25 protein-coding genes, 1 tRNA gene and 1 pseudogene are annotated in these 26,438 nt (G+C 53.6%); 17 read left to right on the top strand and 10 right to left on the bottom strand.

Going from position 1 to position 26,438, the window contains the following annotated elements:
* Positions 1-45: 45 nt before the first annotated feature.
* Together rpmI and rplT are read left to right on the top strand one after the other, a co-directional pair.
* Positions 46-240 (top strand): 50S ribosomal protein L35, encoded by a 195-nt coding sequence (rpmI, locus tag H8B15_RS18545; protein WP_187321143.1) that lies wholly within the window; start codon positions 46-48, stop codon positions 238-240.
* A gap of 163 nt (positions 241-403) precedes the next feature.
* A complete protein-coding gene (rplT, locus tag H8B15_RS18540) occupies positions 404-748 on the top strand; it encodes a 50S ribosomal protein L20 (RefSeq protein ID WP_185283617.1) in 345 nt (114 codons plus the stop codon).
* A 159-nt stretch (positions 749-907) separates the two neighbouring features.
* On the opposite strand, the gene H8B15_RS18535 is transcribed toward rplT, so the two are convergent.
* Positions 908-981 (bottom strand) — tRNA-Met (locus H8B15_RS18535).
* A 130-nt stretch (positions 982-1,111) separates the two neighbouring features.
* Here H8B15_RS18535 and H8B15_RS18530 point away from each other — a divergent pair.
* The 10 genes from H8B15_RS18530 to H8B15_RS18485 all read left to right on the top strand — a co-directional run bounded on the left by H8B15_RS18530 (position 1,112) and on the right by H8B15_RS18485 (position 11,888).
* Positions 1,112-1,525, top strand: coding sequence for an START-like domain-containing protein (locus H8B15_RS18530; RefSeq protein ID WP_187321142.1), 414 nt, complete (start codon positions 1,112-1,114; stop codon positions 1,523-1,525).
* 91 nt (positions 1,526-1,616) lie between these two features.
* On the top strand, positions 1,617-3,080 hold the full coding sequence (locus H8B15_RS18525) for an LptF/LptG family permease (protein WP_187321141.1): 1,464 nt from the start codon (positions 1,617-1,619) through the stop codon (positions 3,078-3,080).
* Positions 3,081-3,231: 151 nt separating this feature from the next.
* Positions 3,232-3,507, top strand: a complete 276-nt coding sequence (gene rpsO, locus H8B15_RS18520; RefSeq protein WP_187321140.1) for a 30S ribosomal protein S15 — start codon at positions 3,232-3,234, stop codon at positions 3,505-3,507.
* Between the two features lie 176 nt (positions 3,508-3,683).
* The gene (gene pnp, locus H8B15_RS18515; RefSeq protein WP_187321139.1) at positions 3,684-5,834 is read left to right on the top strand and encodes a polyribonucleotide nucleotidyltransferase; all 2,151 of its coding nucleotides are present in this window, start codon (positions 3,684-3,686) and stop codon (positions 5,832-5,834) included.
* 117 nt (positions 5,835-5,951) lie between these two features.
* Positions 5,952-6,815 carry a sigma-70 family RNA polymerase sigma factor gene (locus H8B15_RS18510; protein ID WP_022823752.1) on the top strand — a complete coding sequence of 288 codons (864 nt, stop codon included), beginning with the start codon at positions 5,952-5,954 and terminating at the stop codon, positions 6,813-6,815.
* 191 nt (positions 6,816-7,006) lie between these two features.
* Positions 7,007-7,951, top strand: coding sequence for a thioredoxin-disulfide reductase (gene trxB, locus H8B15_RS18505; RefSeq protein WP_187321138.1), 945 nt, complete (start codon positions 7,007-7,009; stop codon positions 7,949-7,951).
* A gap of 130 nt (positions 7,952-8,081) precedes the next feature.
* Positions 8,082-9,188 (top strand): peptidoglycan DD-metalloendopeptidase family protein, encoded by a 1,107-nt coding sequence (locus H8B15_RS21205; protein WP_281383960.1) that lies wholly within the window; start codon positions 8,082-8,084, stop codon positions 9,186-9,188.
* A 113-nt stretch (positions 9,189-9,301) separates the two neighbouring features.
* Positions 9,302-10,021, top strand: a complete 720-nt coding sequence (gene bshB1 / locus H8B15_RS18495) for a bacillithiol biosynthesis deacetylase BshB1 (protein WP_187321137.1) — start codon at positions 9,302-9,304, stop codon at positions 10,019-10,021.
* Positions 10,022-10,095: 74 nt separating this feature from the next.
* Positions 10,096-10,638, top strand: coding sequence for a BLUF domain-containing protein (locus H8B15_RS18490; RefSeq protein ID WP_187321136.1), 543 nt, complete (start codon positions 10,096-10,098; stop codon positions 10,636-10,638).
* A 548-nt stretch (positions 10,639-11,186) separates the two neighbouring features.
* Positions 11,187-11,888 (top strand): phosphatase PAP2 family protein, encoded by a 702-nt coding sequence (locus tag H8B15_RS18485; RefSeq protein WP_187321135.1) that lies wholly within the window; start codon positions 11,187-11,189, stop codon positions 11,886-11,888.
* Positions 11,889-12,048: 160 nt separating this feature from the next.
* Here H8B15_RS18485 and H8B15_RS18480 read toward each other — a convergent pair whose 3' ends face one another.
* Together H8B15_RS18480 and accC are read right to left on the bottom strand one after the other, a co-directional pair.
* A complete protein-coding gene (locus tag H8B15_RS18480) occupies positions 12,049-12,390 on the bottom strand; it encodes a Dabb family protein (protein ID WP_246455692.1) in 342 nt (113 codons plus the stop codon).
* 99 nt (positions 12,391-12,489) lie between these two features.
* Positions 12,490-13,998 carry an acetyl-CoA carboxylase biotin carboxylase subunit gene (gene accC, locus H8B15_RS18475; RefSeq protein WP_187321133.1) on the bottom strand — a complete coding sequence of 503 codons (1,509 nt, stop codon included), beginning with the start codon at positions 13,996-13,998 and terminating at the stop codon, positions 12,490-12,492.
* Between the two features lie 282 nt (positions 13,999-14,280).
* On the opposite strand from accC, the gene H8B15_RS18470 reads away from it, so the two are divergent.
* Entirely contained in the window at positions 14,281-15,522 is a 1,242-nt protein-coding gene (locus H8B15_RS18470) for an aminotransferase class I/II-fold pyridoxal phosphate-dependent enzyme (protein ID WP_187321132.1), read from the top strand.
* Positions 15,523-15,771: 249 nt separating this feature from the next.
* A pseudogene (locus H8B15_RS18465) lies at positions 15,772-15,945 on the top strand (histone H1); the annotation flags it as partial.
* Between the two features lie 218 nt (positions 15,946-16,163).
* On the opposite strand, the gene tyrS reads toward H8B15_RS18465, so the two are convergent.
* Positions 16,164-17,420 carry a tyrosine--tRNA ligase gene (tyrS, locus tag H8B15_RS18460; RefSeq protein WP_246455691.1) on the bottom strand — a complete coding sequence of 419 codons (1,257 nt, stop codon included), beginning with the start codon at positions 17,418-17,420 and terminating at the stop codon, positions 16,164-16,166.
* A gap of 271 nt (positions 17,421-17,691) precedes the next feature.
* On the opposite strand from tyrS, the gene holA reads away from it, so the two are divergent.
* Positions 17,692-18,750 (top strand): DNA polymerase III subunit delta, encoded by a 1,059-nt coding sequence (gene holA / locus H8B15_RS18455; RefSeq protein WP_187321129.1) that lies wholly within the window; start codon positions 17,692-17,694, stop codon positions 18,748-18,750.
* Between the two features lie 180 nt (positions 18,751-18,930).
* Here the strand turns inward: holA and H8B15_RS18450 are convergent, their stop codons facing one another.
* Positions 18,931-19,488, bottom strand: a complete 558-nt coding sequence (locus tag H8B15_RS18450) for a 2,3-bisphosphoglycerate-dependent phosphoglycerate mutase (protein WP_216859204.1) — start codon at positions 19,486-19,488, stop codon at positions 18,931-18,933.
* Between the two features lie 215 nt (positions 19,489-19,703).
* On the opposite strand from H8B15_RS18450, the gene parS reads away from it, so the two are divergent.
* Complete coding sequence (gene parS / locus H8B15_RS18445; protein WP_187321128.1) at positions 19,704-20,153, top strand: type II RES/Xre toxin-antitoxin system antitoxin; 450 nt, start codon at positions 19,704-19,706, stop codon at positions 20,151-20,153.
* 3 nt (positions 20,154-20,156) lie between these two features.
* Positions 20,157-20,618: a type II RES/Xre toxin-antitoxin system toxin gene (locus tag H8B15_RS18440; protein WP_187321127.1), complete on the top strand. Its 462-nt coding sequence runs from the start codon at positions 20,157-20,159 to the stop codon at positions 20,616-20,618.
* An 18-nt stretch (positions 20,619-20,636) separates the two neighbouring features.
* Here the strand turns inward: H8B15_RS18440 and H8B15_RS18435 are convergent, their stop codons facing one another.
* From H8B15_RS18435 to H8B15_RS18415, 5 genes are all read right to left on the bottom strand, one after another.
* On the bottom strand, positions 20,637-21,497 hold the full coding sequence (locus H8B15_RS18435; RefSeq protein WP_187321126.1) for a BLUF domain-containing protein: 861 nt from the start codon (positions 21,495-21,497) through the stop codon (positions 20,637-20,639).
* Between the two features lie 165 nt (positions 21,498-21,662).
* On the bottom strand, positions 21,663-23,141 hold the full coding sequence (locus H8B15_RS18430) for a carotenoid oxygenase family protein (RefSeq protein WP_187321125.1): 1,479 nt from the start codon (positions 23,139-23,141) through the stop codon (positions 21,663-21,665).
* Positions 23,142-23,211: 70 nt separating this feature from the next.
* A complete protein-coding gene (locus tag H8B15_RS18425; protein ID WP_187321124.1) occupies positions 23,212-23,619 on the bottom strand; it encodes a response regulator in 408 nt (135 codons plus the stop codon).
* On the bottom strand, positions 23,606-25,081 hold the full coding sequence (locus H8B15_RS18420; protein WP_187321123.1) for a sensor histidine kinase: 1,476 nt from the start codon (positions 25,079-25,081) through the stop codon (positions 23,606-23,608). Before H8B15_RS18420 ends, H8B15_RS18425 begins: the two co-directional genes overlap by 14 nt.
* Before the next feature lie 486 nt (positions 25,082-25,567).
* On the bottom strand, positions 25,568-26,398 hold the full coding sequence (locus H8B15_RS18415) for a hypothetical protein (RefSeq protein WP_187321122.1): 831 nt from the start codon (positions 26,396-26,398) through the stop codon (positions 25,568-25,570).
* Positions 26,399-26,438: the final 40 nt, after the last annotated feature.

Raw genomic sequence — 26,438 nt, 5'->3', positions numbered from 1 at the left:
AGGGGCGTACATAATCTGCATTTCCCTTTTTTCAATACATACACAATGCCGAAAGTAAAGACGAAATCCGGTGCTAAGAAGCGTTTTACGCTCACCGGAACGGGCAAGGTGAAGCGGAAGCACGCCTTCAAATCGCACATTCTCACCAAAAAAACCACTAAGCAGAAGCGCGGTCTTACCCACGTAACGCTGGTTAGCTCGGCCGATATGCCGCGCGTGAAGGATATGCTGAATATCTAATTAACAATGAATAATTAAGAATGAATAATAGCGAAGCAAAACCGTTAAAATCAATTCTTAATTAGTCGTTTTTAATTATTTAATTAATTCAAAACCAGGCGTCCGGTAGAAACGCAAGCTGCGGCAGATCGTCCGCCGCCGGCCGCCAAAAACAAAGCAGGTTATGCCCAGAAGTGTCAACCACGTGGCCTCGCGCCTTCGTCGGAAAAAAGTAATGCGCTTGGCCAAAGGTTACTATGGTCGTCGTAAAAATGTATGGACTGTTGCGAAAAATGCCGTTGAGAAAGGTCTTCTCTACGCGTACCGCGACCGGAAAACCAAGAAGCGTGAGTTCCGCGCCCTCTGGATTCAGCGTATCAACGCAGGTGCCCGCGAGCATGGCTTGTCTTACTCGCAGCTAATGGGTGGCTTGAAGAAAGCCGGTATCGAGCTAAACCGTAAGGTGCTGGCTGACCTAGCCCTGAACCACCCCGCTGCCTTCAAAGGCATTGTGGATAAGGTGAAGTAGTCGCCTGCTGACATTATAACGCAAAGAGCGCCTGATCTTGATGGTCAGGCGCTCTTTGCGTTATAGCTTATTCGTCTCTAACGGTAAAATAGTAGGGAGACAGAAAGAGCAGACCATAATAAAAAAGGCCTTCCTATTACAGGAAGGCCTTTTTTATTGTAGCGGGGACGAGAGTTGAACTCGTGACCTCAGGGTTATGAATCCTGTGCTCTAACCAACTGAGCTACCCCGCCCTGTTTGGTGGTGCAAATGTAGAAATGAAATTTGAATTAGCACAACATATGAGGTAAAAAATTATGTGTATATTGGCTGTTTCTGCTAACAGTTGTAGTTAGCAGGGGCTTATTTGTTTTCATTACGTTTATGCCGCTTTCCGCTACACGTTCCAAGCACCGGTTTACATTGGAGTACCCCATTAACGCGTCGCCGAAGATTTTGTACCCTTATCTGGCTTCTGCTTCCGGCTTGGCCCGCTGGTTTTGCCAGGATGTAAAAATCGACCCCGACCACCGGCTTAACTTTATCTGGGATAACCAGAGTCATTACGCCGAAATCAGCTCGCACCGCACGAATAAGTCGGTGCGCTTTGTGTTTCTGAATGATCAGAAACGTTCTGTGCCAGACGCCAGCTACTTGGATTTTTGTATTGAATCGTCGGAGCTAACACAGGAAGTTTTTCTGCGAGTAGTAGACTACTCCGAAGAGACGGATGAAGTGGAGTTACAGGAAATGTGGGATAATCTGATCCTGACATTGCGGGAACAAGTAGGGGGGTAGGCACCGTTGCCACAATAGCGCGCTGTATCTTCGCGTTCCTTTTTGCCTCCTTTGTTGTAGTGCTGCCTCATGACAACAGCACCGGCCGCGTATGAAAAAACTAGATAAGCTCATTCTGAAAGCCTTTGCCGGGCCGTTCTTTCTCACCTTTGCGGTAGTCGAGTTTATCTTTCTAACGCAGTATATGCTGAAGTATCTCGATGATATCATCGGGAAAGATTTGGGCGCAGGAGTTATAGCCCAACTCCTATTCTTCTTCAGCGTGCTGATGGTGCCGATTTCGCTGCCTCTGGCTGTGCTACTTTCCTCATTGATGACGTTTGGAACGTTAGGAGAGCACCATGAGCTAACAGCCATTAAAACTTCAGGAATATCTCTCACCCGCATCCTCCGGCCTGTTTTTATCCTGAGCTTCTTATTAAGCATTGGAGCTTTTTGGTATAACGAGACCATCATTCCTAAGGCCAACTTGAAAGCTTACAGCTTGCTCTGGGATGTGCGTCAGCAGAAGTTGGCACTTGATATCCGGGAAAATATCTTTTACAATGGTATTCCAGGTTACACCATCAAGGTGAATGAAAAGCAGGGCGAGAACGGAGATATTCTGAAAGGCGTAATGATTTACGACCACAGTGGCCGGGCAGGCAATTCAGTCATGATTCTTGCTGACTCGGGCAGAATGACCACACGCTTCGACGGGCAATACTTAAGTCTGGAACTGTTTAGGGGTACTTCGTATATAGAAAAGCCTGACCAGCATAACCGCGCTGGAGCCAGCTTCACCCGGCAGAGCTTTGACCGTAACCAATTGCTGTTCTCCCTATCCTCATTCGGTCTCGACCGCACTAACGAGGAGTACTTTGCGGAAAACAAGATGATGAAGAACATTCCGCAGCTGATTGCGCATAGCGATTCTCTCCACCAACGCTTAAATGTGGAGCGGCGCCTGATGGTCACGCAGCTGAATCCCTACTACTCTTATGCCCGTTTTGACACGACAGGCCAGGCTGCCAACCGGCGGTTAGCAGATTGGAAGGTATCCGATGAGCGCCTGCCTGCCCTGAGCGTAGGCATGGTGGAGCAAGCCAGCAACCGTGCGCGTAATGTGCGCGCCTTTATCAGCAGCAACGCCGACCGCTTGAACAACTTGGCCCGCGACACCAGTATGTTTCGGATCGAGATTTACCGCAAATACACACAGTCGGCGGCTATATTGCTGATGTTTTTGATCGGTGCGCCATTGGGAGCTATTATTAAAAAGGGTGGTTTGGGCGTTCCGTTGCTCATTGCTATTCTGTTTTTTATTATCTACTACGTCGTATCTATTATGGGTGAGAAATATGCCCGTGAGATGATTCTGACAGTACCATTGGGTATGTGGCTGGCCGATTTGGTGCTCTTACCAGTAGGGTTGTTTTTCTTGTATCAGGCTCGTAATGACTCTGGACTACTGGAAGGTGATTTCTGGCGGCGTATTACACGCTGGGTGCCTACAGAACAGTTTCGCAATCTGCTACGCAACCGGGCCTTTCTAGCCCGCCGCGCACAAGCTTAGCCTGCCCCGTATACTCATATTTTGCCTTACTCCGGCAATTTATGTTTTCAGCATCCAGAATAAAGCCGTACCTTTGCGGCCACTCCGAAATGCGGAGTGATTGAAAATTCTTTTTACCTTTTAAATCAAAGACGGGGAGACCTATCTGCCGATGAAACTTACTACCGAAGCTAAACAGGCTATTTTTGAGAAAAATAGCCTACAAAAAAATGCCGCTGATACTGGTTCTGCTGAATCGCAAATCGCGCTATTCACCCACCGCATTACGCACCTGACGGAGCACCTGAAGGTGAACAAGAAGGATTACTCGACCCGTTTGGGCCTGCTGAAGCTGGTGGGTAAGCGTCGCCGCCTGTTGGATTACCTGCAGCACCGCGAAATCAACCGCTACCGTGCTATCATCAAGGAGCTGGGTATCCGTAAGTAAGCCCCGCTGCCGAGAGTAGGGAGCCCTGTCACAAGGGTTCCCTACTCTTTTTTTTGCCTGGCGGGAGATAGTAGCCGGGCACACTAAAAGGTGGGACAAAACCCCGCAGTTTGGTGTTCTACTCCAAATAGAAGGCTTCTATCTCACTTCTACCATCTCATCTCCAACCACACAAGATGCCCAATTACAACGCGGTTACAAAATATATTACCCTGCCGGATGGTCGGCAAATTTCAATTGAAACTGGCAAACTGGCCAAGTTTGCTGACGGGGCAGTTGTTGTTCGCCTCGGGGATGCCATGTTGCTGGCGACGGTGGTGTCGCAACCCTCGCAGCGCGATGGGGTAGACTTCCTCCCTCTGTCGGTTGATTATCAGGAAAAATTCGGTGGTGCCGGTAAAATTCCCGGTTCGTTTCAGCGCCGCGAAGGGCGTTTGTCTGATTACGAAGTATTGGTTTCGCGCCTCGTAGACCGCATTCTGCGGCCGATGTTCCCCAAGGATTATCACTACGAAGTACAGGTGATGATTTCGCTGATTTCAGCTGATAAAGATGTGCAGCCGGATGCGCTGGCGGCTTTGGCGGCTTCGGCGGCTCTGTCGATTTCAGATATTCCGTTTGCTGGTCCGATTTCGGAAGTACGCGTGGCTCGTATCGATGGTAAGCTTCAGATCAACCCGCTGACGGCTGACATTGCCCGTGCCGACATCGACCTTATTGTGGGCGCAACGGCCGACTCGGTGGCGATGGTAGAGGGTGAGATGGATGAAGTGAGCGAGGAAGAAATGGTGGAAGCCATTGCCTATGCCCACGAGGCCATCAAAGAGCAGGTTCGCGTGCAGCAGGAACTGGCTACCGCTGTGGAGAAATCGCACACGAAGCGCGAGTACCCCAAGTACGAAGAAAACGAGGATCTGCGCACCCGCATTACGCAGGGTATATACGACTTGGCTTACAACGTAGCAAAGCTGGGTGACGCCAGCAAATCAGGCCGTAAGAAGGGTTTCGGTGGCGTGCGCGACCAATTCCTGGAGCAACTGGTGGCGGAGCAGCCCGAGCTGGACATGAAGCAATTTGGTCGTTACTACTCTTCCGCGGAGAAGAAGGCCATTCGCGATATGATGATCAAGGAAGGCACGCGTCTGGACGGGCGTAAGCTGACCGAAATCCGTCCAATCTGGTCGGAGGTGAACTACCTGCCCGGTGCACACGGCTCTTCGCTGTTCACGCGTGGCGAAACCCAATCGTTGACGACGGTAGCTCTCGGTACCAAGCTCGACGAGCAGATTATTGACTCGGCGATGCAGTCGGGCTACAGCAAGTTTATGCTGCACTATAACTTCCCGGCTTTCTCGACCGGCGAGGTAAAGCCTAACCGTGGCCCCGGCCGTCGGGAGGTAGGGCACGGCAACTTGGCTATGCGCTCCATCAAGAAAGTGTTGCCACCCGAAGAGGAGAATCCTTACACCATCCGCATTGTGTCGGATATTCTGGAGTCAAATGGCTCGTCGTCGATGGCGACGGTGTGCGCGGCCTCGCTTGCACTTATGGATGCCGGTATCAAGATCCGCTCTGCTGTGTCGGGTATTGCCATGGGTCTTGTACAAGATAAAGAAACCGGCGAATACGCTGTGCTTTCGGATATTTTGGGCGATGAAGACCACCTTGGCGATATGGACTTCAAAGTGACGGGTACGGAGAAGGGCATTGTAGCTTGCCAAATGGATATCAAAATCCAGGGCCTAAGCAATGAAATCCTGACCAAGGCACTGCACCAAGCGCGCGAGGGACGTTTGCACATCCTGCGCGAAATGGCGAAGACTATTTCGGCGCCAGCTTCTGAATTGAAGCCTCACACGCCCCGCTCGCACAAAATGCTCATCGACAAGGAGTTCATTGGTGCGGTTATCGGGCCTGGCGGTAAGGTTATTCAGCAAATTCAGAAGGACACCAACGCCACGGTTATCATCGAGGAAAAAGACGAAAAAGGCCACGTAAGCATTTTCGCCTCTAACCAAGAGGATATGGAAGCGGCTATTTCGCGCATCCGGGCCATTGCGGCCCAGCCCGAGGTAGGCGAGACATACAAAGGCAAAGTGCGCAGCATCCAGCCCTATGGCGCTTTCGTGGAGATTATGCCAGGCAAAGACGGCCTACTGCACATCTCGGAAGTAGCCCACGAGCGTCTGGCGTCGCTGGAAGGCGTGCTGGAGGTAGGGCAGGAGATTGACGTAAAGCTGCTGGACATTGACAAAAAGACCGGTAAGTACCGGTTGTCGCGCAAAGTTTTGCTGCCGAAACCGGAGCAGGCTACCTCGGCCAACTAAGCGCAGCAGACGACGTACGAACTTTCGTGGGGGTTGGACTGTTGCTAACCAATGTCCGGCTCCCACAGAAGGAAGCTGCTATTCAACTTTTAGAAATACAATTCTTTAGCGCCTGCAATGAGACAGCTAAAAATCAGCAAGCAGATTACCAACCGCGAAAGCCAGTCGCTGGATAAATACCTCCAGGAGATTGGCAAGGTAGATCTGCTCACTCCCGACGAGGAGGTGACGCTGGCGCAACGCATCAAGGAAGGCGACCAGCAAGCGCTGGAAAAGCTGACCAAAGCTAACCTGCGCTTCGTGGTGTCGGTGGCCAAGCAATACCAAAACCAAGGGCTTTCGCTGGGCGATTTGATCAATGAGGGCAACCTCGGCCTGATCAAAGCCGCCAAGCGCTTTGATGAAACGCGCGGCTTCAAATTTATTTCCTACGCCGTATGGTGGATTCGCCAGTCCATTCTACAAGCCCTGGCTGAGCAGTCGCGCATCGTGCGTTTGCCTCTGAACCGGGTAGGCTCGTTGAACAAGATCAGCAAGTCGTTCTCGGAGCTGGAGCAGAAGTTCGAGCGGGAGCCTTCGCCGGAGGAAATTGCCGAAGTGTTGGAGCTCACGACTTCTGAGGTAGTGGATACCCTAAAAATTTCGGGTCGCCACGTGTCGGTAGATGCGCCGTTTGTGCAAGGCGAGGAAAACCGTCTGCTAGACGTACTCGAAAACGAAGATGAGGAGTCGCCTGATACGGGTTTGATGAACGACTCACTGCGCAAAGAAGTGCAGCGTGCCCTCTCTACCCTCACCAAGCGCGAAGCTGATGTGATTACACTTTACTTTGGTCTGAACGGTGAGCACTCGCTCACGCTGGAAGAAATTGGCGAGAAATTCAACCTCACCCGTGAGCGGGTACGCCAGATCAAGGAGAAGGCCATTCGCCGTTTGCGTCACACATCTCGCTCTAAAGCGCTGAAGCCCTACCTGGGGTAAGCGTTTTTTATTTCTACCCGAAAAACCCCAGCCCAGTTGTTGGGGTTTTTTATTGCCGTTCTACCTCGGGGCAAAGAACTGAATAAACTTCAGTGCCGGTTTTATCGGTTTTCTCTTGTCAGGTAGACCAGTCGCGGCCGAAATTTTTGGCTACGCTTACCTTTGTCTTTCACACTGCTTTCACCAGCACAATGACTACTACTGCTGAACACATAAAGTGTCTGATTATCGGCTCGGGGCCGGCGGGCTATACAGCCGCTATTTATGCTGCCCGCGCCAACATGCAACCTGTTATGTACCAGGGCTTGCAACCCGGAGGCCAACTCACGATTACCAATGATGTGGAGAATTTTCCCGGATACCCCGATGGGGTGATGGGGCCGTCGATGATGGAGGATTTGAAGAAGCAGGCGGAACGCTTCGGTACAGATATCCGCTATGGCTTGGCAACGGCGGTGGACTTTTCAAGCCATCCGCACAAAATCACCATCGATGAAAATAAAGAACTCACGGCCGATGCGGTGATTATTGCCACGGGTGCCTCGGCTAAGTGGTTGGGGCTGGAGTCGGAGGCTCGTTTGAACGGCTCGGGCGTGTCGGCCTGCGCCGTGTGCGACGGTTTCTTTTACCGCAACATGGACGTAGCTATTGTGGGCGCCGGCGATACGGCGGCCGAAGAAGCTACTTATCTTGCCAACTTGGCCAGCAAGGTATATATGATTGTGCGGAAGAGTGAGATGCGTGCTTCCAAAATTATGCAGCAGCGTGTGCTCGATAATCCCAAGATTGAGGTGCTGTTTGACACCGTAACGGACGAGGTGCTAGGCGAGCATGCCGTGGAAGGCGTACGCGTGAAAAACGTGCTTTCTCACGAGTGCCGGGATATTACAGTGCAGGGCTTTTTCGTTGCAATTGGGCACGAGCCAAACTCCAAGATTTTCCAACCCTACTTGCACCACGACGAGCAGGGCTACTTGAAAACTATTCCGGGCACCAGCAAAACCAACGTAGACGGCGTGTTTGCCTGTGGCGACGTGCAGGACTTCACCTACCGTCAGGCCGTGACAGCCGCTGGTACGGGCTGCATGGCTGCCCTGGATGCAGAGCGCTACTTGGCCGCGCTGGGGCTGCACTAAGTGGTGAGATGGTGAAATGGTGAGATGGTGCGATTGACGTTCTATTTGCTTAGAATCTAGCTGTAAGCTGTCATACGCACCATCTCACTATCTCACCATCTCACTTTTTTCACCATTTTATTGATTTCTCTTGCTTCATCTGATAAAAACCTGGTTATGGCCGGTGCTGTTGGCGGTCTTTCTGCTTGCCTTACCTGAACAGGGGCTGGCACAACGCCGCCGGACAGCCAAACCCAAAACGAGCACAAAGCGTCGTGATTTCTTTCAGATCAAATCGCCAACCATTAAGAAGGTTACCCCAAAGACTAAAGTAACCGTTGAAACGGAAGACCTACCCGACGAAAATTCGGAGGCTGCCAAATCCATTCTCTTCAACCCCGCCAAGAAGCTCTCCATCGTCAACGAGGATACTACCTCCCTGAACGAAGGAGAGCAGCAGATTGTGGAAACGTCGGAGGAAGTGTTGATTGACAGCACCTGGATTAAAGTAGCAGGTTACTACGCCATCTGGGACACGCGTAACATCAACCCCTACCGGGTAGATGGCCGCCGCATCAAGGATACGCTCAACCTGCAACTCACCGACGTGCCTCGGCAACGCTTTGCCCGCATGCCACTGGAAACGACTCCCATTACTTCCGCCTTCAAGTTTCGGAACGGCCGCTGGCACTATGGGGTAGACCTGGACCTAGAAACCGGCGACTCCGTGCGGGCCGCTTTCGACGGAGTAATTCGCATCTCGAAGTGGGACGGCTCGGGCTATGGTAACTACCTACTAGTACGGCACTATAATGGGGTAGAAACCCTGTACGGTCACCTGAGTAAGTCGCTGCTACCCGTAGGCACCTTTGTAAAGGCTGGGGAAGTAATTGGCCTGGGTGGTAGCACCGGGCGGAGCACCGGCTCGCATCTGCACTTTGAGGTGCGCTATGAGGGCAACCCCATCGACCCATCCCGGATGTATGACTTCCCGGAATATAAGCTGTGGAGTGATAATTTTCAGATCACCTCGGCCCTGTTCAACTACTATAGCCGGGCGCTGAGTAGCCGTTCGTCGTCGGGCAGAAGCGGGAGCCGAGGCGCATCCTCGGCGCGGCGCACGGTCACGCACCGTATCCGGTCGGGTGACACAGTTTCGGGAATTGCGCAGAAATATGGCGTATCGCAGGCGCAGATACGTCGCTTGAATGGCAACATAGGTATCCTGCGTCCGGGCCGTACGCTACGGATAAAATAGAGTTTTGGTGACTGCATGTCTTGGTTGATGTTCTGCAAGCCATGAGGGACTGCAATGCATCGTAACTAAAATCAAAGACCCTCAGTCTCCAAAACTCCAAGACCCCATACAAAATGAAGCTCGATATTCTGGCTATTGCGGCCCACCCGGACGATGTGGAAATGTCTTGTGCCGGCACGTTACTGGCGGCTACGGCTCTAGGAAAAAAGATTGGAATCGTGGACCTCACACGCGGGGAGCTAGGTACGCGCGGCACGCCCGAAACACGGGCTGCCGAGGCCGCCGAGGCCAGCCAGCTCCTGGGCGTGTCGGTGCGCGAAAACTTGAGCCTACCCGACGGCTTTTTCCGCAACGACCGGGAACATCAGCTCCCTATCATCGCCGCTCTGCGCCGCCACCAACCCGATGTGGTACTGTGTAACGCTGTAACCGACCGCCACCCCGACCACGGCCGCGCCGCCCAGCTTATTACCGATGCCTGTTTTCTGGCGGGCCTGCGCATGATTGAAACGCTGGACGAGGCTGGTCAGCCCCAAGCGGCATGGCGGCCTAAGCACGTCTACCATTTCATTCAGGACCGCCCTATTATGCCCGACTTTGTGGTGGACATCACCCCACACTGGGAAAAGAAGTGGGCGTCTATACTTGCCTATAAAACGCAATTCTTTAACCCCGACCTAGATGCGCCTAGCACGTACCTCTCGTCGTTGGAGTTTAGCAAGTTTATGGAAGCCCGTGCCCGCGAGTTTGGCCACATGATAGGGGTAGAGTTTGGCGAAGGCTTCACGAAAGAGCGAATTCTGGGGGTGCGGGAGCTAGGAGATTTAATCTAAATAAGCCCTGATACGTACATGGGCAGGTGGAGTCATCGTTAACTACTTCGCAGCGTCACCATGCACTTTTGCGTTTGGCTGCTGCTACAGCTACACTGCCGCTTCCTGAGTTGCCCGACTATCTGGTTGCAACGGCATTATCAACTATCAGCCAGCAACACAAACTGCCTGAAGTACCTATTTTACGACTAGTATATGAGAGCCGGGCACGGCAATCATTTTCAGAGGCAGAGCTAGTTGATTTATTGGAAGAAGCGCGGACCTATAATCAGCAGCACGGTATTACAGGTCTACTTTTCTACCATAATGGTCACTTCATTCAGTTTCTGGAAGGAGGCGAAGACGTTTTAGAGCCTCTTTACGCGCGCATCCAGAAGGACAGACGGCACCAGCAGATTACGATGTTGTACCGCGCTGTGCAGTCACAACGGGTGTTTACCGGGTGGGCCATGGCGTTTGCTGATCCTGAGCCCGAAGAATTTTACTGGCTGTTGGACTATTGGCAAGCGCAACGGTACCGTTTGCTGCTACCCAAAATTCCTATTACCGACCCGACACTGTTGGTTCTGCTGGCAGAGTGGAGACGTGATTATCCAACTACTTACTTGCACACGTAGTCGATACTGTGCAGTGTTAGCCTGCATTGCATGGAAAGATGATTGCTGCCCAAATGTCCATGATCTAGCTATGTACCTTGCCTTGAAAAAGAGTCAGGCAGCAAAGCAAAATTATCGCAGCAGATATTTCTTGCTGGCTTGACCTATACAAGCTCTTGCAGCTACGGCGCAAAAGCAACCTACACACTATTACCCAAACATGGAATAAACAAAGTGTAAGATAACGACGCAAAAACGCCCCGCTAGTAAGGGGCTTTTTTGTGCGTATACATGAGGATTTTCTAGAGAAATTTATATCTAATTCAAGTGCTTGGCAGAGTATCCTGGGGTCGTGTGAATAAGTTAACCTGACACGGAGCAATAAGTATTTGCATCCTTCTCTAAATAATAAAAATAGGAGAAAAAAGGAATCATATAATACTTCGAAAACTTTCTCTAAACCGCAAAAGTTTTTAAGGGGTCAGCAATAATTTAGTTATTTAATTATTATTATTTTGTTATTTTTTTGTCATTTATTGCGTCTTGTAATTCACATATATCCTAATCTTATGCTGCTGAACATAGACACACAGATTTTGGTAGGTTTAAATAAACTTGCTGTTGATTCCCCTTCGTGGAGCTCATTTAGCTTGTTTGTAAGTGGCAACAACTTGGTTAAATGCGGGCTATTTATGATAGCTATTTGGTGGCTTTGGTTCAAAGACGATACCGCAGCGGCGAGCAAGCGGACTCGGCTGATCATCATAGGTATATTGGTTGGAAGCCTGGTAGGTATGTTCACTACCCGTATGCTCACGCACGTGCTACCCTTTCGCAATCGTCCACTCTATACTGCTGAGCTGAATTTGATTGCGCCTATTGAGCAACTGGCAAATTTGGATACCAGAACCTCTTTTCCGAGCGACCATGCAACCATGTTTTTTGCTCTATCTATAGGCTTTTTCTTTCTTTCCCGCTGGCTGGGTACTCTGGCAGTGCTTTATACGCTATCAATGATTTGTTTCCCACGGGTCTTTCTGGGCTATCATTATCCCAGTGATATAGTGGTGGGAGCATTAGTAGGTATTGTTGCTGCGTGTCTAGCTAATCTACCAACTATACGGCGCATTTTCTATACGCCTATTCTTACGTGGCAGCAGCAGCATCCAGGTTTGTTTTATATAGGGCTGTTTCTGATGACCTACCAGATGAATAGTATGTTCAATGATGTCCGCTCCCTACTATCTTATGTCTTAGGCAGCGCCATATAAAACACGGGTAAAGCTTTTGCTAGCGTATCAGTTTTATGAAATTTCTGCCTTTTTAACAAGTCTACTACCTGAAGAGCCGTGCCGTGTGCCAACAGAGTGGCCACGAGCACGGCTCTTGCTATATAGTGCTGCAACTAGCCAGCAGAAAAAATGAATACACTTATGATTTACGCTGCGTTGTTCCTACCGAATCGTAAATCACTACCTTTTCCCAGTAACGGGCATATTGTTCCCGAAACTCATCGTGTAGTGGGTGCTGCTGGTAGTCTGCTTCAGCCTCTGCATTCTCAAAGAAACACAGCCAGGAATAGGTGTAGCTGCGCTCGATAACGGCGCGATTGGTGGCTGCCGGGGTGCCAATGTGCGCTAGTTTGACGGACGAAATTTGCTGGAGCAGGTGGAGGCCTTCCAGTAGTTTCGCCTTGTCAGCGTCGGTAGCGGTTTCAGGCATGTAAAACAGCACGTGGTGCACAAACAGATTGTGCGAAAGTGAGGTCGTCATAAGGGTAGGGTAGAGAATTGTATTGATTTGCTTGTCTGCTGAGTATGGCATGTGCCTCCGCAATGCAACGTGTTGATACAACAACCGGTGCGCCGTAGGCTACCGGCCACCTAATCGGTTTTGCCGCCACGCCGAAGTGCCCGTGCTGCTCGCTTCCGTTGCCGGAGCTACTTGCGGTTTCTTGGTTTCTAGCAGCATAGCGGCCAGCACGGCCGCTACCTTGGCGGTGTCCTCATCGGGGGTAGGGGGCGTGAGAGCGTCGGCAGGGAAATGGTCGCGGATGAAGTTGGTGTCGAAATGCCCCGAAACGAAAGCAGGGTGTTGCAGCACGTAGGTGCCAAACTTTAGGGTGGTTGCGATGCCGGTAATCTGGTATTCGGCAATGGCGCGCAGCATCCGCTCGATGGCCTCCTGGCGGTTGTGGCCATAGGTGATGAGCTTGGCAATCATAGGGTCGTAGTAAATCGGAATGTCCATGCCCTGCTCAAAGCCATCGTCGACGCGCACGCCGGGGCCTTGTGGGCGCACGTAGGTAGTGAGCGTGCCGATGTCGGGTAGGAAGTTGTTCTGCGGATCTTCGGCGTACACGCGCAGCTCCAGCGCGTGGCCGGTAATACGCAGGTCGTCCTGTCCGAAACTCAGCTTCTCACCCCGGGCTACCTTAATTTGCTCTTTCACCAGGTCGAGGCCTGTAATCAGCTCCGTGACGGGATGCTCTACTTGCAAGCGGGTGTTCATTTCCAGGAAGTAGAAGTTGTGCTGCTCGTCGAGCAGAAACTCCACTGTGCCGGCGCCCGTGTACTGGCAGGCGCGGGCTACCTCCACGGCCGTCCTACCCATAGCCGCGCGTAGCTCGGGCGTAAGCACCGAGGAGGGTGCTTCTTCAATCACCTTCTGGTGACGGCGCTGAATGGAGCATTCGCGCTCAAACAGGTGCACAATGTTGCCGTGCTCATCGCCCAGCACCTGAATCTCGATGTGGCGGGGCGCGCCAATGTATTTCTCAATAAAAACTGCCCCATCACCGAAAGCCGAGGTGGCTTCCGATACGGCCAGCTGCATCTGCTCGGCAAACTCAGCGTCGGCGCTGACCACGCGCATACCCTTGCCCCCGCCCCCGGCTGAAGCCTTGATGAGAATAGGGTAGCCTACCTCCGTGGCAATCTGCCGGGCGGCGGCCACGTCCGTAATGGCTTCTTCGGTGCCCGGCACCAGCGGAATGTTATAGGCTTTGGCCGCCTGCTTAGCCGAAAGCTTGTCGCCCATCATCTCCATGGCCTCCGGCGACGGCCCCACGAAAATCAGTCCTGCCTCGCGCACTATGCGGGCGAAACCGGCATTCTCACTCAGAAAGCCATAGCCAGGATGAATGGCATCGACGCCCAGCTCACGGCACACGGCCAGAATCTTGTCGCCGCGCAGGTAGCTTTCGGCGGAGGTAGGCGGGCCCACGCACACGGCCTCGTCGGCGTAGCGCACGTGCAGGGCGTGGCGGTCGGCTTCGGAGTAGATGGCCACGGTTTGCAGGCCCATTTCCTTGGCCGAGCGCAGCACGCGCAGGGCAATTTCGCCGCGGTTGGCTACTAGGAGCTTCTTGATTTCTTTCATATTAGGGTGGGGTAGGAGGAGTAATGAGATGGTGAGTAGTGAAATAGTGAGTGGTAAGAACGTCTGTCATGTATTGCGCATATCTCTACTCACCATTTCACCACTCACCATCTCAAAGAAACAGCTTTTCTGTCTACCCAAAAAAGCGGGTATACCTGACGGAAATCAGTTGGACGCCACCGTGCGGGCACCTACTTTTGCTTTTTAGTTAACTTTGTCTTCTTAGGCGCGTTTTGCACTGGCACTACCCGTCTGTATTTCCCACATTAAACCTGTTCCTTCGTGGATCTTTTCAACAAGATAGCCGCCAACCGCGGCCCGCTGGGCAGCCACTCGCACTACGCGCACGGCTATTTCACATTTCCCAAACTGGAAGGCGAAATCAAGCCCCGCATGATTTTTCGCGGTAAGGAGGTGCTCACCTGGAGCCTGAACAACTATCTGGGCCTAGCCAACCACCCCGAAGTCCGTCAGGCCGACGTGGATGGGGCCGCCCAGTACGGCATGGCTCTGCCTATGGGGGCGCGCATCATGAGCGGCAACTCCAACCTGCATGAGCAGCTGGAGAGCGAGCTGGCCGACTTCATCAAGAAGCCCGACGTGATGTTGCTCAACTTCGGCTACCAGGGTGTGGTGTCGATTATCGACGCCATTGTGAACCGCCACGATGCTATTGTATACGACGCAGAGTCGCACGCCTGTATTATTGATGGCGTGCGCCTGCACCAGGGTAAGCGCTTTGTGTACCCGCACAACAACATCGAAAACCTGGAAAAGCAGCTGGAGCGCGCTAAGCGCCTGACCGACGAAACCGGCGGCGGCATTCTGGTGATTACCGAAGGCGTGTTTGGCATGTCGGGCAACATGGGCAAGCTGAAAGAAATCATTGCCCTGAAGGAAAAATATGAGTTCCGTTTGTTCGTAGATGACGCCCACGGCTTCGGTACGATGGGGGCTACGGGCGCTGGTACGGGCGAAGAACAGGGCGTACAGGACGGCATCGACCTATATTTTTCGACGTTTGCGAAGTCTATGGCCAGCATTGGCGCCTTCGTGGGCGGCGAGGAAACGGTAATTGAATATTTGCGCTACAACATGCGGAGCCAGATTTTCGCCAAATCCCTCCCCATGCCGCTGGTAGTGGGTGCTCTGAAGCGCCTGGAGCTGCTGCGCACCAAGCCCGAGCTGAAAGACAACCTCTGGACCGTAGTACGCGCCCTGCAAAGCGGTTTGCGCGAAAAAGGCTTCAACTTAGGCACTACCCAGTCGCCAGTAACGCCTGTGTTCCTGAATGGTGAAATCTCCGACGCAACGCAGATAACCTTCGATCTACGAGAGAATTACGGCATTTTCTGCTCTATTGTGGTGTATCCAGTGGTACCCAAGGGCGTGATCATGCTGCGCCTGATTCCGACGGCGATGCATACGCTGGCTGACGTAGACGAAACCATCCGTGCATTTGAAGCCATGGCCGAAAAGCTGGATAAAGGCCTTTATTCGAAAGCGCAAGTACCAGCCGAATAGCTCCTGCTACGGTTGTGCTAAGGCAGTCAGGCCCTCGAATCAGTTGATTCGAGGGCCTGTTTTTTTGTACTAATCTAAGTGTATAGAGTTGTCGTAATGTTCTTAAACAGAGCCTAAATTAGAAGAAAAAGCCCTTTTGATGCACGTAATGGCCTTTTGAAAAAAAAAGGAGGTATTGCTTGTATTTGAAATCCCTGTATATTAGGGCCGTTCAATCAATATATTCCACACCCCTAAAACCTCTCTCAAATGAGCAATTTCAGCAAATTGAAGGACCTGGTGATGTCTCTGGAAGGCGACTTCGAAAAGTTCTACGACAAGCAAAACTCGGCCGCTGGTACTCGCGTGCGCAAAGGCATGCAGGAGCTGAAGAACCTGGCCCAGGAAATCCGCACGGAAGTGCAGAATGCTAAAAACTCGGCTTCGGAAACCAAAGCTGCTCCAGCTCCGGCTGCTAAGAAAGCCGCTCCGGCCAAGAAAAAGTAATCACGGATTAAGACGGATTTTTCGGATTCGTCGGATTTTGTGGACGAGTAACAAAAGAGCCCGGCTGAAAAGCCGGGCTCTTTTGCTTGTTGACGGATTTTGTGCAATCGTCCACAAAATCCGACGAATCCGAAAAATCCGTCCTAATCCGTGGTCTAGACGATTTTCAGCAGGTAGTAGTTCTTCTTGCCTTTCTGGGCTACCAGGTATTTATCCAGCAGCAGTGGCACGTCGGTGGCGGGCTGCTCGGGGGTGGCTACCTTCTGGCGGTTCAGGCTCACGCCGCCCTGCTGCATCATCTTGCGAGCCTCGCCTTTAGAAGGAAACACCTGCCCGCCAGTGGCCACGCTCAGCAAATCGGTGGCCGTGAGGGTAGGAAGCAGGGCGCGTTCTACCTCCAGGTGGGGCACACCGGCAAATACGTCAAGTAGGGTAGGCTCGTCGAGAGAGTGCAGGTCGCCGCCGCCGAAGAGCACCTGCGAGGCAGCCAGCGCTGCTTCGTAGGCCGCTTCGCTGTGCACCCGGATGGTGACGTCCTTTGCCAGCGCCTTTTGCAGGGTGCGCAGGTGGGGCGCCTGGGCGTGTTCGGCTTCCAGCGTCTCAATTTCCTCCTGGCTCAGCAGCGTAAACACCCGAATGAGGCGGGGCGCATCGGCATCGGCAGAGTTCAGGAAGAACTGGTAGAACTGGTAGGGCGAGGTCATGGTGGGGTCGAGCCACACGGTGCCGGTTTCGCTCTTGCCGTACTTGGTGCCATCGGCTTTGGTGATGAGCTGGCCGGTGAGGGCGTAAGCCTTGCCCTCGCCGTTGGTGAGGCGACGGATCAGCTCAGTGCCCGTCGTGATGTTGCCCCACTGGTCGGAGGCGCCCATTTGCAGGGTAGTGCCCAGGGTTTCGTAGAGGTGGAAGAAGTCGTAGCCTTGCAGCAGCTGGTAGCTGAACTCAGTGTAGCTGATGCCCTCGGCGCCCGTGTCTTCGTTGCCGCCGATACGGCGCTTCACCGAGTCCTTGGCCATCATGTAGTTCACGGTGAGGTGCTTGCCCACATCGCGCAGAAATTGTAGGAAGCCGATTTCCTTGAACCAGTAGTAGTTATTCACCACGCGGGCACCGGTAGGGCCTTCCGAGAAATCAAGAAACTTCTCCAGTTGCGCTTGGATACCGGCCTGGTTGGCGCGCAAGGTCGTCTCATCCAACAGGTTACGCTCGGCCGATTTGCCCGAGGGGTCGCCAATCATGCCGGTGGCGCCGCCTACCAAGGCCACGGGGCGGTGGCCGGCGCGCTGCAAGTGCACCAGCAGCATAATCGTAGCCAGATTGCCAATGTGCAACGACGGCGCCGTGGGGTCGAACCCAATGTAGCCCGTCACGGGCTGGCCGGTGCTCAGGTGCTCCTCGGTGCCGGGCATCATATCATGAAACATGCCGCGCCAGCGTAGTTCGGTTATTAGGGTCTTGGGGGCTTGGGGGCTTGGGGTCTTGGATAATGGGTCCATCTATTGCCGTTACTTTTACTGCTATGAAAACGCCTGGAATGATTGGCAGCTTTCGAGGAATACAGTCGATGAGTGACAAAGGTAAGAGGAGGGGTAGTAACTTTGAGGTTCGCTTGCCGAAAGGTCATTTTTGATGGAGCCGTGGTTGTTTCAATAGAAGACCAAGACCCCAAGACCCCAAGACCCTATGACCCCAACAATTGACGAAGTGCTGGCACAACTGCGCCAGCGGCAGTTTCAGCCTGTGTACGTGTTGCAGGGCGAGGAACCCTACTACATCGACCATGTGGCCGATATCATCGAGCAGACCGCTTTGGCCGAGCACGAGCGTGGGTTCAACCAAGTGATATTATACGGTAAGGATACCGATGTGGCGGGCATTCTGAACCAGGCACGGCGCTTCCCGATGATGGCTGAGCGCTCGGTGGTCATCGTGAAAGAAGCGCAGGCCGTAGCCGATCTGGAAAGCGAAAAGGCATGGCCGTTTTTAGAAGCCTACCTCAAAAATCCATTAGCCAGCACCGTGCTGGTGCTCTGCTACAAGCATAAAACGCTCGACTCGCGCAAGAAGCTGGGCAAGCTTCTAGCCGCCAAGGATACCCGGGCGGCTGTGCTCACCAGCAACCGTCTTTATGATAACCAAGTGCCCGCCTGGCTCACGGCCTACGTGCGCAGTAAAGGCCAGCAAATTGCGCCCCAAGCCACGGCTATGCTGGCCGAGTACATCGGTACCGACCTAAGCCGGCTGATTAATGAGGTGGACAAGATGCTGTTGAACCTACCTGCCGGTCAGCCCATCGACGAAGACCTGGTGCAGAAAATGGTGGGCATCAGCAAGGAGTACAATATTTTTGAGTTGCAAAGCGCCCTTATCCGCCGCGACGTGCTGAAGGCCAACCGCATCCTACTCTACTTCGAGGCCAACCCCAAGGCCAGCCCGCTGATACCGAACCTCACGCTGCTGTTCAACTACTTCTCGCGTCTGCTGGCCCTGCACCAGCTCCCTAACCCCACCGATGCCGACTGGACCCGTCTGGGGCTGAAAAGCACCTTTGCCCGCAAAGATTACCAAACGGGTCTTAAGGTGTTCACGCCCGAGCGCACCCGCGCCATCATCCACCTCATCCGCCGCGCCGATGGTCAGAGCAAAGGCATCGACTCAGGCTCCATGAGCGACGGCGAGATTCTGCGGGAGCTAGTGTGGCTGATTCTGCACCCCGTGCCCTTACAGGCAGTGGTAGGGTAGGGAGCAGAGACAGAACAAAAAGAACGGTCATGCTGAGCGCAGCGGAGTCGAAGCATCTCGCATGCTGATGTTGTGCAACTAACCCTAATGATGCGAGCGAGATGCTTCGACTCCGCTGCGCTCAGCATGACGTTTTTTTACAAGTCGCACATGTCTTTGATGTGCAACGCGCTGTCCAACTCATAAACGCGGGCGCCGTCGGTCGGGATTTCCAGTCCCTTCACATGCTCGGCCGAAAAATGCTCGAGGTACCAACGCTCGTAGCGAGTTGCCGTGCGCTACTACCAACACATGCTGGCCCTGTTGTAGTAGCGGCACAATGGCCTGCTTGTAATACGCCACTACCCGGTCCTGGGTCTGATGCAGGCTCTCGCCGCCGGGCGGGGCCACTTCGTAGCTGCGGCGCCACTGGTCTACCTGCTCCTCGCCATATTTCTGCACGGTGTCGGCTTTGTTGAGGCCTTGTAAATTACCGTAGTAGCGCTCGTTCAGAGCCGCGTCGTAGTGGGTAGGGATGTTGGCCTGGCCCAGCTGGCGTAGCATAATGTCGAGGGTGCGCCGGGTGCGCAGCATGTCGGAGCAGAACGCTGTATCGAAGTGGAAGCCGCGCAGCTTGGTAGCCGTTTCCTGGGCTTCTTCTTCGCCTTTGGGCGTCAGGGCCACATCGAGGCTGCCTGTGAAGACGTTTTGCAGGTTGGAAACAGACTGGCCGTGGCGCACAAGCACGAGTAAGGACATCACAAGGAAGTTGGGTGATGACGGTTGAAACCGCCGAACTACGGCAGCCAAGGTGCTGCTCTCTTCGTGAATAGCGCGTGAAGTGTTTGGCTGTGTGGCTTTGCCAGCCTGCGCACTACTGTATGTCCGGCAGGATAAGGATAGGAAACCTTTGGAAATATTTCCGCGTTACTGAGAAATATTTCCCATATTCGGGAATTATTTTCCATTGTGCCATGACTGCTACCACCGCCCGTTCATCTAATCAGAAGCCCCGCGCTAGTAAGTGGGCCGCCTGGAAACTCACCAGTCAGGATTCCTTTGCCTTGGTGATGACGGCCCGGAAGGGTATTCCGGCCGCTACGGCCTTCGAGGTAGCCGAGGCCTACCACTGGCCGGCCAGTCAGCTCGAAGCGGTGTATGATTTGTCGACCAAAACGCTGCGCAGCTACTCCCAGGAAAATAAGCCGCTGAGCGCCACGGCCAGCGAGAAAACGCTGAAAATCATTGCGCTCTACCAACTTGGGGTAGAGGTTTTTGGCGAAGCCGCAGCTTTTCTGCGCTGGCTGGATAAGCCCGCCCACGGCCTCGACCAGGAGGTGCCCCTGCGCCTGCTTGAAACCAGCGGCGGTATCGATCTGGTGGAGGAGGAGCTGACGCGCATTGCCTACGGCGACCTGAGCTAAGCCGTGCACGTCTACCGCATCTGCCTCACCAAGTACGCCGACGACCTGTTCGCCTCCGGCCGTCGGGCCCGCTGGAACTACCAAGACCGTTTCGTTATCTACACCGCCGCCAGCCGGGCTTTGGCTTGCCTGGAAAACGTGGTGCACCGCGGCGGCGAGGGCCTCAACGACCAATTCAGCGTGCTTGTGATTGATATTCCCGATGACTTGCTGATCGAAGAAATCACCCTGGCCCAGCTGCCACCCGACTGGGAAAAGGCCAGCCGCTACGCCGTGTGCCAGCCATTGGGCGAGGCGTGGTACGCGGCCCGCCGCGCGGCCGTGTTGCGCGTGCCTTCCTCCATTGTGCCGCAGGAATTCAATTATATCCTCAACGCCCGCCACCCTGAATTCCGGCGGGTGCAGATAGTGGGGCGCGAAGGATTTCGGTTTGATGCGCGGATAAAGGCCGCCGAGAACAGTTGATTTTCCGGGAATAATGCCCTACCCAGCCGCGAAAGTGACCAACAATTCCTGTAAATCGGGGTCGGCGGGGGCCAGGCGCTCGGTGTACTGCGGATTGATGTAGCCCAGCAAGTTGGCAAAGTCGGTGGGCGCAGCGGCGCGAAAGCCCATGGTCCACTGCGCAAACAACCGTTGCCCAACGGGTCCATCTGCCAGCTTAATCACACCGGTATGGCGCGCGTCACACACAATGCGGGAGAAGACCGTACGCACGTTGGTTTCCGGGCCTTCCAGCAACTGTATGATGTTGCCCTGACTATAGAGGAGAATTCCGGTTAGGTCGTGGGCCGCATTGAACGCCCGCGACTGCGTGAGCAACTGCGTAAGCTCGGCATCGCCCATGGGCGCCGTAGCTCGGCTCTGGTACATGAGGTGATGCAGAGGGGCTTCGGTGTTGATGGTAGCGGCGCGCAGGGTAGGCCCGCTGGCGGCCCGGCGCAGGCGTAAGATATGTTCTATTGTGTGCGTATCCAGTGGCTTACTGAAGAAGCCAGCTACGTTTTGGTAGCAAGCTGCTTTGGCTCGATCTTCCGGGTTGATGGAGGAAGTCAGTATCAGAATGCACACTGGCTCGCCCATGGTCAGGCGATTGCACGCATCCAGAAACTCCCAGCCGTCCATTAGCGGCATATTCAAATCCAACAGGATAAGGCTGGGAAGGTAGGCCGTGCCCTCCCGCCGCGCAATAGTTAAATGGTCGAGCGCCTGTTGGCCATTGGCGTAGAGCTGAACCCGGCTCCCAGGTCGCGCTTTCTCCAGTAATATTCTGGTGATGGTAGCAGTGGTGCTATCGTCCTCAATTACGTAGATCAAGCCGGCATCGGGGGTAGAGCTATTCATAAAATACTACTTGTGCTGTAAAATTATATGGCCAGAGCTACAGGGTAAAACTCAGTTATAGTATTCATATAACCAAGCTGAAGCGTAGGAGTAGCATAGTAAGATCGGCAAAGAAATACAATTTCCTTACAGTAAATAAAATGCAATAAGCTAGAGGGTGCAAGCCTATTCTGAGGGAGACAACCATATGCCGTGAAATCCTAAAGGAATATGGTGTGGCAGTTGCAGACGGGCTATCGTAGCCAGAGTAGCGGCATCGGCTACCAACAACTCAGTATGGTTGCTGGTAGCATCAAAACGTAGGTATAACACATAGCCGTCGTCTTCGAGCAGCGGCGCGTGGCCGGGCACTGCCGACCGGGGCACTACCACCGGCTCGCTACACAACGTATCCGGCTGGTAGGCGTGGCGAACTTCGCCGGTTTGCACATCAAGCTTAACCAAGTGGTCGAGTAGGGGAAGCGAATGCTGCGGGGGGCGGCCAATAGACCAGGTGTAGCGGTAGGGCTGGCCCAGCCGGTCGGGATTGATTTCGGGTAGCTCACCTTCGTAGTCCGACAGCGGCTGCCGCGTTACGGTACCGCGCGTGAGGTCGAGACGGAAGCGCACGAACTGGGCCTGTGGTTGGTCGTCGGGTAGGTGACCGGTCAGGTAGGCCTTGATGCTTAGCGTGTCGGGGTAGTCTTGGAGTAACAGCGCATCGGCTACCAGCGTACCATCCGCATCCTGGTAGCCATTCACGAAGTGAAACACGAAGCCAAACTCCGTCGTCAGGTGATGTACTTGGCCATCGGGCGCTACCACCACTACCTGTGTAGGCTGGTCGCGACCTACGCGGATGGAGGCTGCCGGTGAAGCCAGACCCGTAAGCGCCCGCAGCACATCAAAGGCTACCGGCGTCAGGAAAAAAATCTGGTGCCCGCTCTGCGTCAATACAAAATCGTGGGCAAACGTAGCGGCGGGCATAGGAAGCACGTGCGCGATGCGGGCCTGGCCTGCGGGGCTTACCTCATACAGCACCAACCGATGCTGCCGACCGGCTACCGTACCAAAGTTGTGCAGCACGCCAGTGGTAGGGTGCACCTTAGGGTGGGCCGAAAACGGCAGCTCGGGCGTGATTTGCCGGTCGAGCCAGGAAAAGGGATTTCGCAGGACGCCCGCGTAATCGAAGCGGCCCAGTGTGGCCAGCGTGTCGGGGTGGAGGCGATGGGGTAGGCCGCCCTCCCAGAGCGCCAGTAGCTGCCCGCCGTGCGCTACCAGGCTGGTATTGGCGGTGTTCTTGAATTGCGTTTTGCCAAAATTGGCCCGCAAGCCGCCGGGCAGATTGGTACCGAAGCTGCGGTAGAGCATGCGGCCGGCTTTTTCTTCGGCCACCAGCTCGGCGGTTTGCACGTGGCGGTTGCGGTAGCGCACGCGTTGCCCGTCAAACTGAAAGCGCGCCACCATGCCGTCGCCGTCAAACAGATGCTCGTAGGGCACGCCGTGGTGCTCGAAGCGGCCGTTGCCGTTGCGCAGCAGGGTACCTACCAGGTTGGGGGGTAGGGCGCCTTCCACCAACTCCAGCTCCACGTCATCGTACTCGGCCGCGGCGTGGCGGTTAGCCGCCAGGTAATCACCTAAAACAGGGTAGTGGCGAACTGGCATAGCGAGTGGGACAGTGGGAGGGTAGGAAAAAATAGGCAAGCAGAGTGAGGAACGGAAACAGCCGCCGCACTTACTCGCCGCATGTTTGAAATAGCCGCTGCATGCGCTCTACATTGTGGTCGTCCAGGGGCTTCGAGAAATAGCCGTGCACTTCCTTGTAGTGCGCCGCTTTCATAATATCATCGGGATGAATGGAGGAGGTTAGGATAAACACGCACACACTAGTAGGTAGGTGCAGGCAAGAGAAGGCATCCAGAAACTCCCACCCATCCATCAAGGGCATGTTCAAATCCAGCACAATCAGATCGGGTAGATCAGTGCCGTTATGAAGCGCCGCAGATAAATGGTCGAAAGCCCGCTGGCCGTTGGCATACGTTTGCACCTTCTCACAGGCCAGCGACTTCCGCAGAATTAGCTTGGTGATGGAGGAAGTGATAGGGTCATCTTCTACCACGTAGGCCAGCTTAGGCGTTTTCATTGAAATAGACTTTAAAGGTAGACCCAACTCCCACCTCGCTTTCCACCGTAATGCTGCCCTGCATGGCTTCGATCTGGTTTTTGGTGATAAACAAGCCTACCCCGCGCGCGTCTTCGTTGTCGTGGAAGGTCTTATACATGCCAAACAGCTTCGCACGGTTTTTTACCATATCAATCCCCAGACCGTTGTCTTGCACCTCCAATACGGTGAAGCTCGGTTCCTGGTACGTACGTAACCGAATAACGGCGGGCCGTTGCGGCGCCCGATACTTCACGGCGTTGCTGATCAGATTAAGTAAAATACTGTCGAGGTAGGCCGGAACGACGGTAATGGCGAGGTCGGCAGGCACCTGTACGTCCATCGTTATCTTGTGTTGATGAATCAATACGCTCAGTGCTTCCAGCGTTCTGTCGATTTCGGCTTTCAGGAAGCGCCGTTCTTTGGGCTTGTTGACGTTGCTGTTTACAGCAACGATATCGCTCAGGTTGACAATGGTTTCGGCCAGCTTTTGGGTGCTGGTCTGGAGCATCTGCAAAAACATGGCGTGCTGCTCTTCGTCTTCCGCTTCCGTGAGCAGCTGCACCAGCGAGGTAAGGTTGGCCGAGTGCGAGCGGATGTTGTGGGAGATGATGTAGGCGAAGTTTTGCAGTCGAATATTCTGCTGGCTGGTTACATCCAGCAGGTGCTGAGACTTTTGCAGGTTCTCTACCAGCAGTGTCACGTCGTAGCCCACGCACAGAATTTCCTCTACTTGGCCCTGCTCATTCAACGTCCCTTTCAGCTCCCAGTGGTTCGATTTGACGGTGTTGTCGGAAGAGAGCTTGCGCAGAATTACCTGGTGGCCTACCTCGGGCTCCTCGAAGCACCGCATCACCATGGCCAGGCATTTTTGGCGGTCTTCTTCAATAATGCTGAGCAACGAGGAAGTGCCTATAATATCCTGCCCGTACCCAAAACGCTCGTAAAAAATATCATTGGCGTAGGTGTAGTCGCCCCGCGTATCGGTCTTCACAATATACACCGACTGATTGCTCAGAATTAGGCCGTAGTGGTTGGCTATTTCCTCGGCATACGCCTCCGCGTGCTTTTCCTTGGTGATGTTGCGCAGCGCCACCAGCAGGCGTGTGGGCGTGCCTTGTTCATTGTGCAGCAGCAGGCCCTGGCCGCGCAGCCACACCACAGAGCCATCCCGATGGGTGCACCGCAGCAGATGGTCGTAGACGTGTTGTGGGTCTTGCAGGCAGGCTTCCAGATGCAGTTGGGCCAGCGCCAAATCGGCGGGATGCATAGTCGCCCGCCACGGGGTAGGGCCAGCGGGCACCTGATCGGGCTCGTAGCCCAGCGTACGCCAGAAGGTAGGGCTCACCCAATCGTGTTCGTGCGTAGGCGCCTGCACATCCTGGTACCACAACCCGTCGAGTACCTGCGTCTGCAAAAAGTCAAAAATGACGGTATTCGTCATAAGGTGCTGGTACAATTCAGCTTCGGCGCTACCCTGATTCATCTTAGATATAAGTATAAAGTGCTACGACAAGTACGTCGTGCTGGACAGAAACTTCCCAAAAAGCAATGGACAAAGTGTGGTGCACAACCAAATTGGGACAGATGCAAACGCCTGCAATAGTCCGGCCACACTGGTAAATAATTATAATTTTATAAGATGATAAAGCGATATTTTAGCCGGTGCGTAATAATAATTATAACTATAACAATGCCATGATATAAATGACTATACGAGTTGCCAATTTTCGGCTAACGCATATTTCCAATCGGGGAAAGTGGCTGGCGACTCGGTTAAACGTATAAACCAGCCGCCAGCGGTAGGGGGGCAATAGGCTTGCTACAGCGTAGTACAGCTTGTGAAACTAGAGCCTCCAACGCATATGCTTTAGGCAGCGTGAAGGGCTTCGGCTTGATTCGCGGATCGGAAACGAGTAGGAAAGTAACCTTAGTATCGTTTCTCCTTGCGGGCAGAGCTGAGGTTGAGCAGGTACTCGCAGCTGATGCGAAACGCATCTTTTTCACGAGGGCTCTGCCGCAGCACCATGTGGTAACGATTGGCCTGATGGGCTTCGAGCAGCCACTCTGCCCCATCCAAAAGGCCAAGTGGTTGACATGCAGGTAGCTGCCAGAAATCTGCCTTTTGTAGTAGCCGCTCGAAGTGCTGCCATTGCTCAGGCGTGACGGCTACGGTTGTTTCTTCGGCATCTACCAGTACCGATGGGCGTTTTTCTTCTGCTATATACGCTTTGAAAACAGGGTCTTCTAATGCAGCAAGGCGTTGCGCTACTTGCTCTGCTGATATTCCTGGTTCTTCTGGATCGGGGACAGTTAGATGGGCAGAGACTGGGTACTTACTGAGGAACTGAGTGCATAATGTGGTGCCCACTGGTTTTCTCTGCAACGTGACAAGAACAGGACGGTCGAAAGACCTTAACCAGAGAAATCGATAAATATCAGCCTTGAGGTAATAATTGGATAGCACAGGCGCTTGAAAATATACCAAGCAGTTGGATGCTTCTGCCAATTCAAAAGCACAATTCGTTATGGATAAGTAAGATAGTGAACGAGATTTTGACCGCTTATTGTGAGGAATATAGTTCAGTGGAAGAGAATCAACCGCTGGAAAATAAAATACCGCCGAATCTAGCGGCCTACCCTGTTCATCGGACGCAGTTGGGTTATTTGGGTAGGAAGCGATGGTGGAAGGCGCCAACGAACAGCCATCGAGTAGAACAAAGAAGACAAGGCAGACGAAAGAAAACCGAAGCAATAGCATAAACAACTAGATAAAGAGTAGAGAACAGACGAAGTAAAGC

Source organism: Hymenobacter citatus (assembly GCF_014333615.1).
In the GTDB taxonomy this organism is placed as follows: domain Bacteria; phylum Bacteroidota; class Bacteroidia; order Cytophagales; family Hymenobacteraceae; genus Hymenobacter; species Hymenobacter citatus.
Note: the sequence above shows the minus strand (reverse complement) of the source record. Positions and strands in the feature narration are given on the sequence as shown.

Bases quoted from the DNA above. Each gene is read 5' to 3' on its own strand.
- H8B15_RS18430 (WP_187321125.1), bottom strand. From the start codon at position 23,141: ATGCCAGTTCGCCACTACCCTGTTTTAGGTGATTACCTGGCGGCTAAC.
- H8B15_RS18485 (WP_187321135.1), top strand. From the start codon at position 11,187: ATGCTGCTGAACATAGACACACAGATTTTGGTAGGTTTAAATAAACTT.
- rpsO (WP_187321140.1), top strand. From the start codon at position 3,232: ATGAAACTTACTACCGAAGCTAAACAGGCTATTTTTGAGAAAAATAGC.
- rplT (WP_185283617.1), top strand. From the start codon at position 404: ATGCCCAGAAGTGTCAACCACGTGGCCTCGCGCCTTCGTCGGAAAAAA.
- H8B15_RS18450 (WP_216859204.1), bottom strand. From the start codon at position 19,488: ATGTCCTTACTCGTGCTTGTGCGCCACGGCCAGTCTGTTTCCAACCTG.
- H8B15_RS18415 (WP_187321122.1), bottom strand. From the start codon at position 26,398: ATGCTATTGCTTCGGTTTTCTTTCGTCTGCCTTGTCTTCTTTGTTCTA.
- holA (WP_187321129.1), top strand. From the start codon at position 17,692: ATGACCCCAACAATTGACGAAGTGCTGGCACAACTGCGCCAGCGGCAG.
- trxB (WP_187321138.1), top strand. From the start codon at position 7,007: ATGACTACTACTGCTGAACACATAAAGTGTCTGATTATCGGCTCGGGG.
- H8B15_RS18420 (WP_187321123.1), bottom strand. From the start codon at position 25,081: ATGACGAATACCGTCATTTTTGACTTTTTGCAGACGCAGGTACTCGAC.
- rpmI (WP_187321143.1), top strand. From the start codon at position 46: ATGCCGAAAGTAAAGACGAAATCCGGTGCTAAGAAGCGTTTTACGCTC.
- accC (WP_187321133.1), bottom strand. From the start codon at position 13,998: ATGAAAGAAATCAAGAAGCTCCTAGTAGCCAACCGCGGCGAAATTGCC.
- pnp (WP_187321139.1), top strand. From the start codon at position 3,684: ATGCCCAATTACAACGCGGTTACAAAATATATTACCCTGCCGGATGGT.
- H8B15_RS18480 (WP_246455692.1), bottom strand. From the start codon at position 12,390: ATGACGACCTCACTTTCGCACAATCTGTTTGTGCACCACGTGCTGTTT.
- parS (WP_187321128.1), top strand. From the start codon at position 19,704: ATGACTGCTACCACCGCCCGTTCATCTAATCAGAAGCCCCGCGCTAGT.
- H8B15_RS18530 (WP_187321142.1), top strand. From the start codon at position 1,112: ATGCCGCTTTCCGCTACACGTTCCAAGCACCGGTTTACATTGGAGTAC.
- H8B15_RS18425 (WP_187321124.1), bottom strand. From the start codon at position 23,619: ATGAAAACGCCTAAGCTGGCCTACGTGGTAGAAGATGACCCTATCACT.
- H8B15_RS18525 (WP_187321141.1), top strand. From the start codon at position 1,617: ATGAAAAAACTAGATAAGCTCATTCTGAAAGCCTTTGCCGGGCCGTTC.
- bshB1 (WP_187321137.1), top strand. From the start codon at position 9,302: ATGAAGCTCGATATTCTGGCTATTGCGGCCCACCCGGACGATGTGGAA.
- H8B15_RS18510 (WP_022823752.1), top strand. From the start codon at position 5,952: ATGAGACAGCTAAAAATCAGCAAGCAGATTACCAACCGCGAAAGCCAG.
- tyrS (WP_246455691.1), bottom strand. From the start codon at position 17,420: ATGATGCCCGGCACCGAGGAGCACCTGAGCACCGGCCAGCCCGTGACG.
- H8B15_RS18435 (WP_187321126.1), bottom strand. From the start codon at position 21,497: ATGAATAGCTCTACCCCCGATGCCGGCTTGATCTACGTAATTGAGGAC.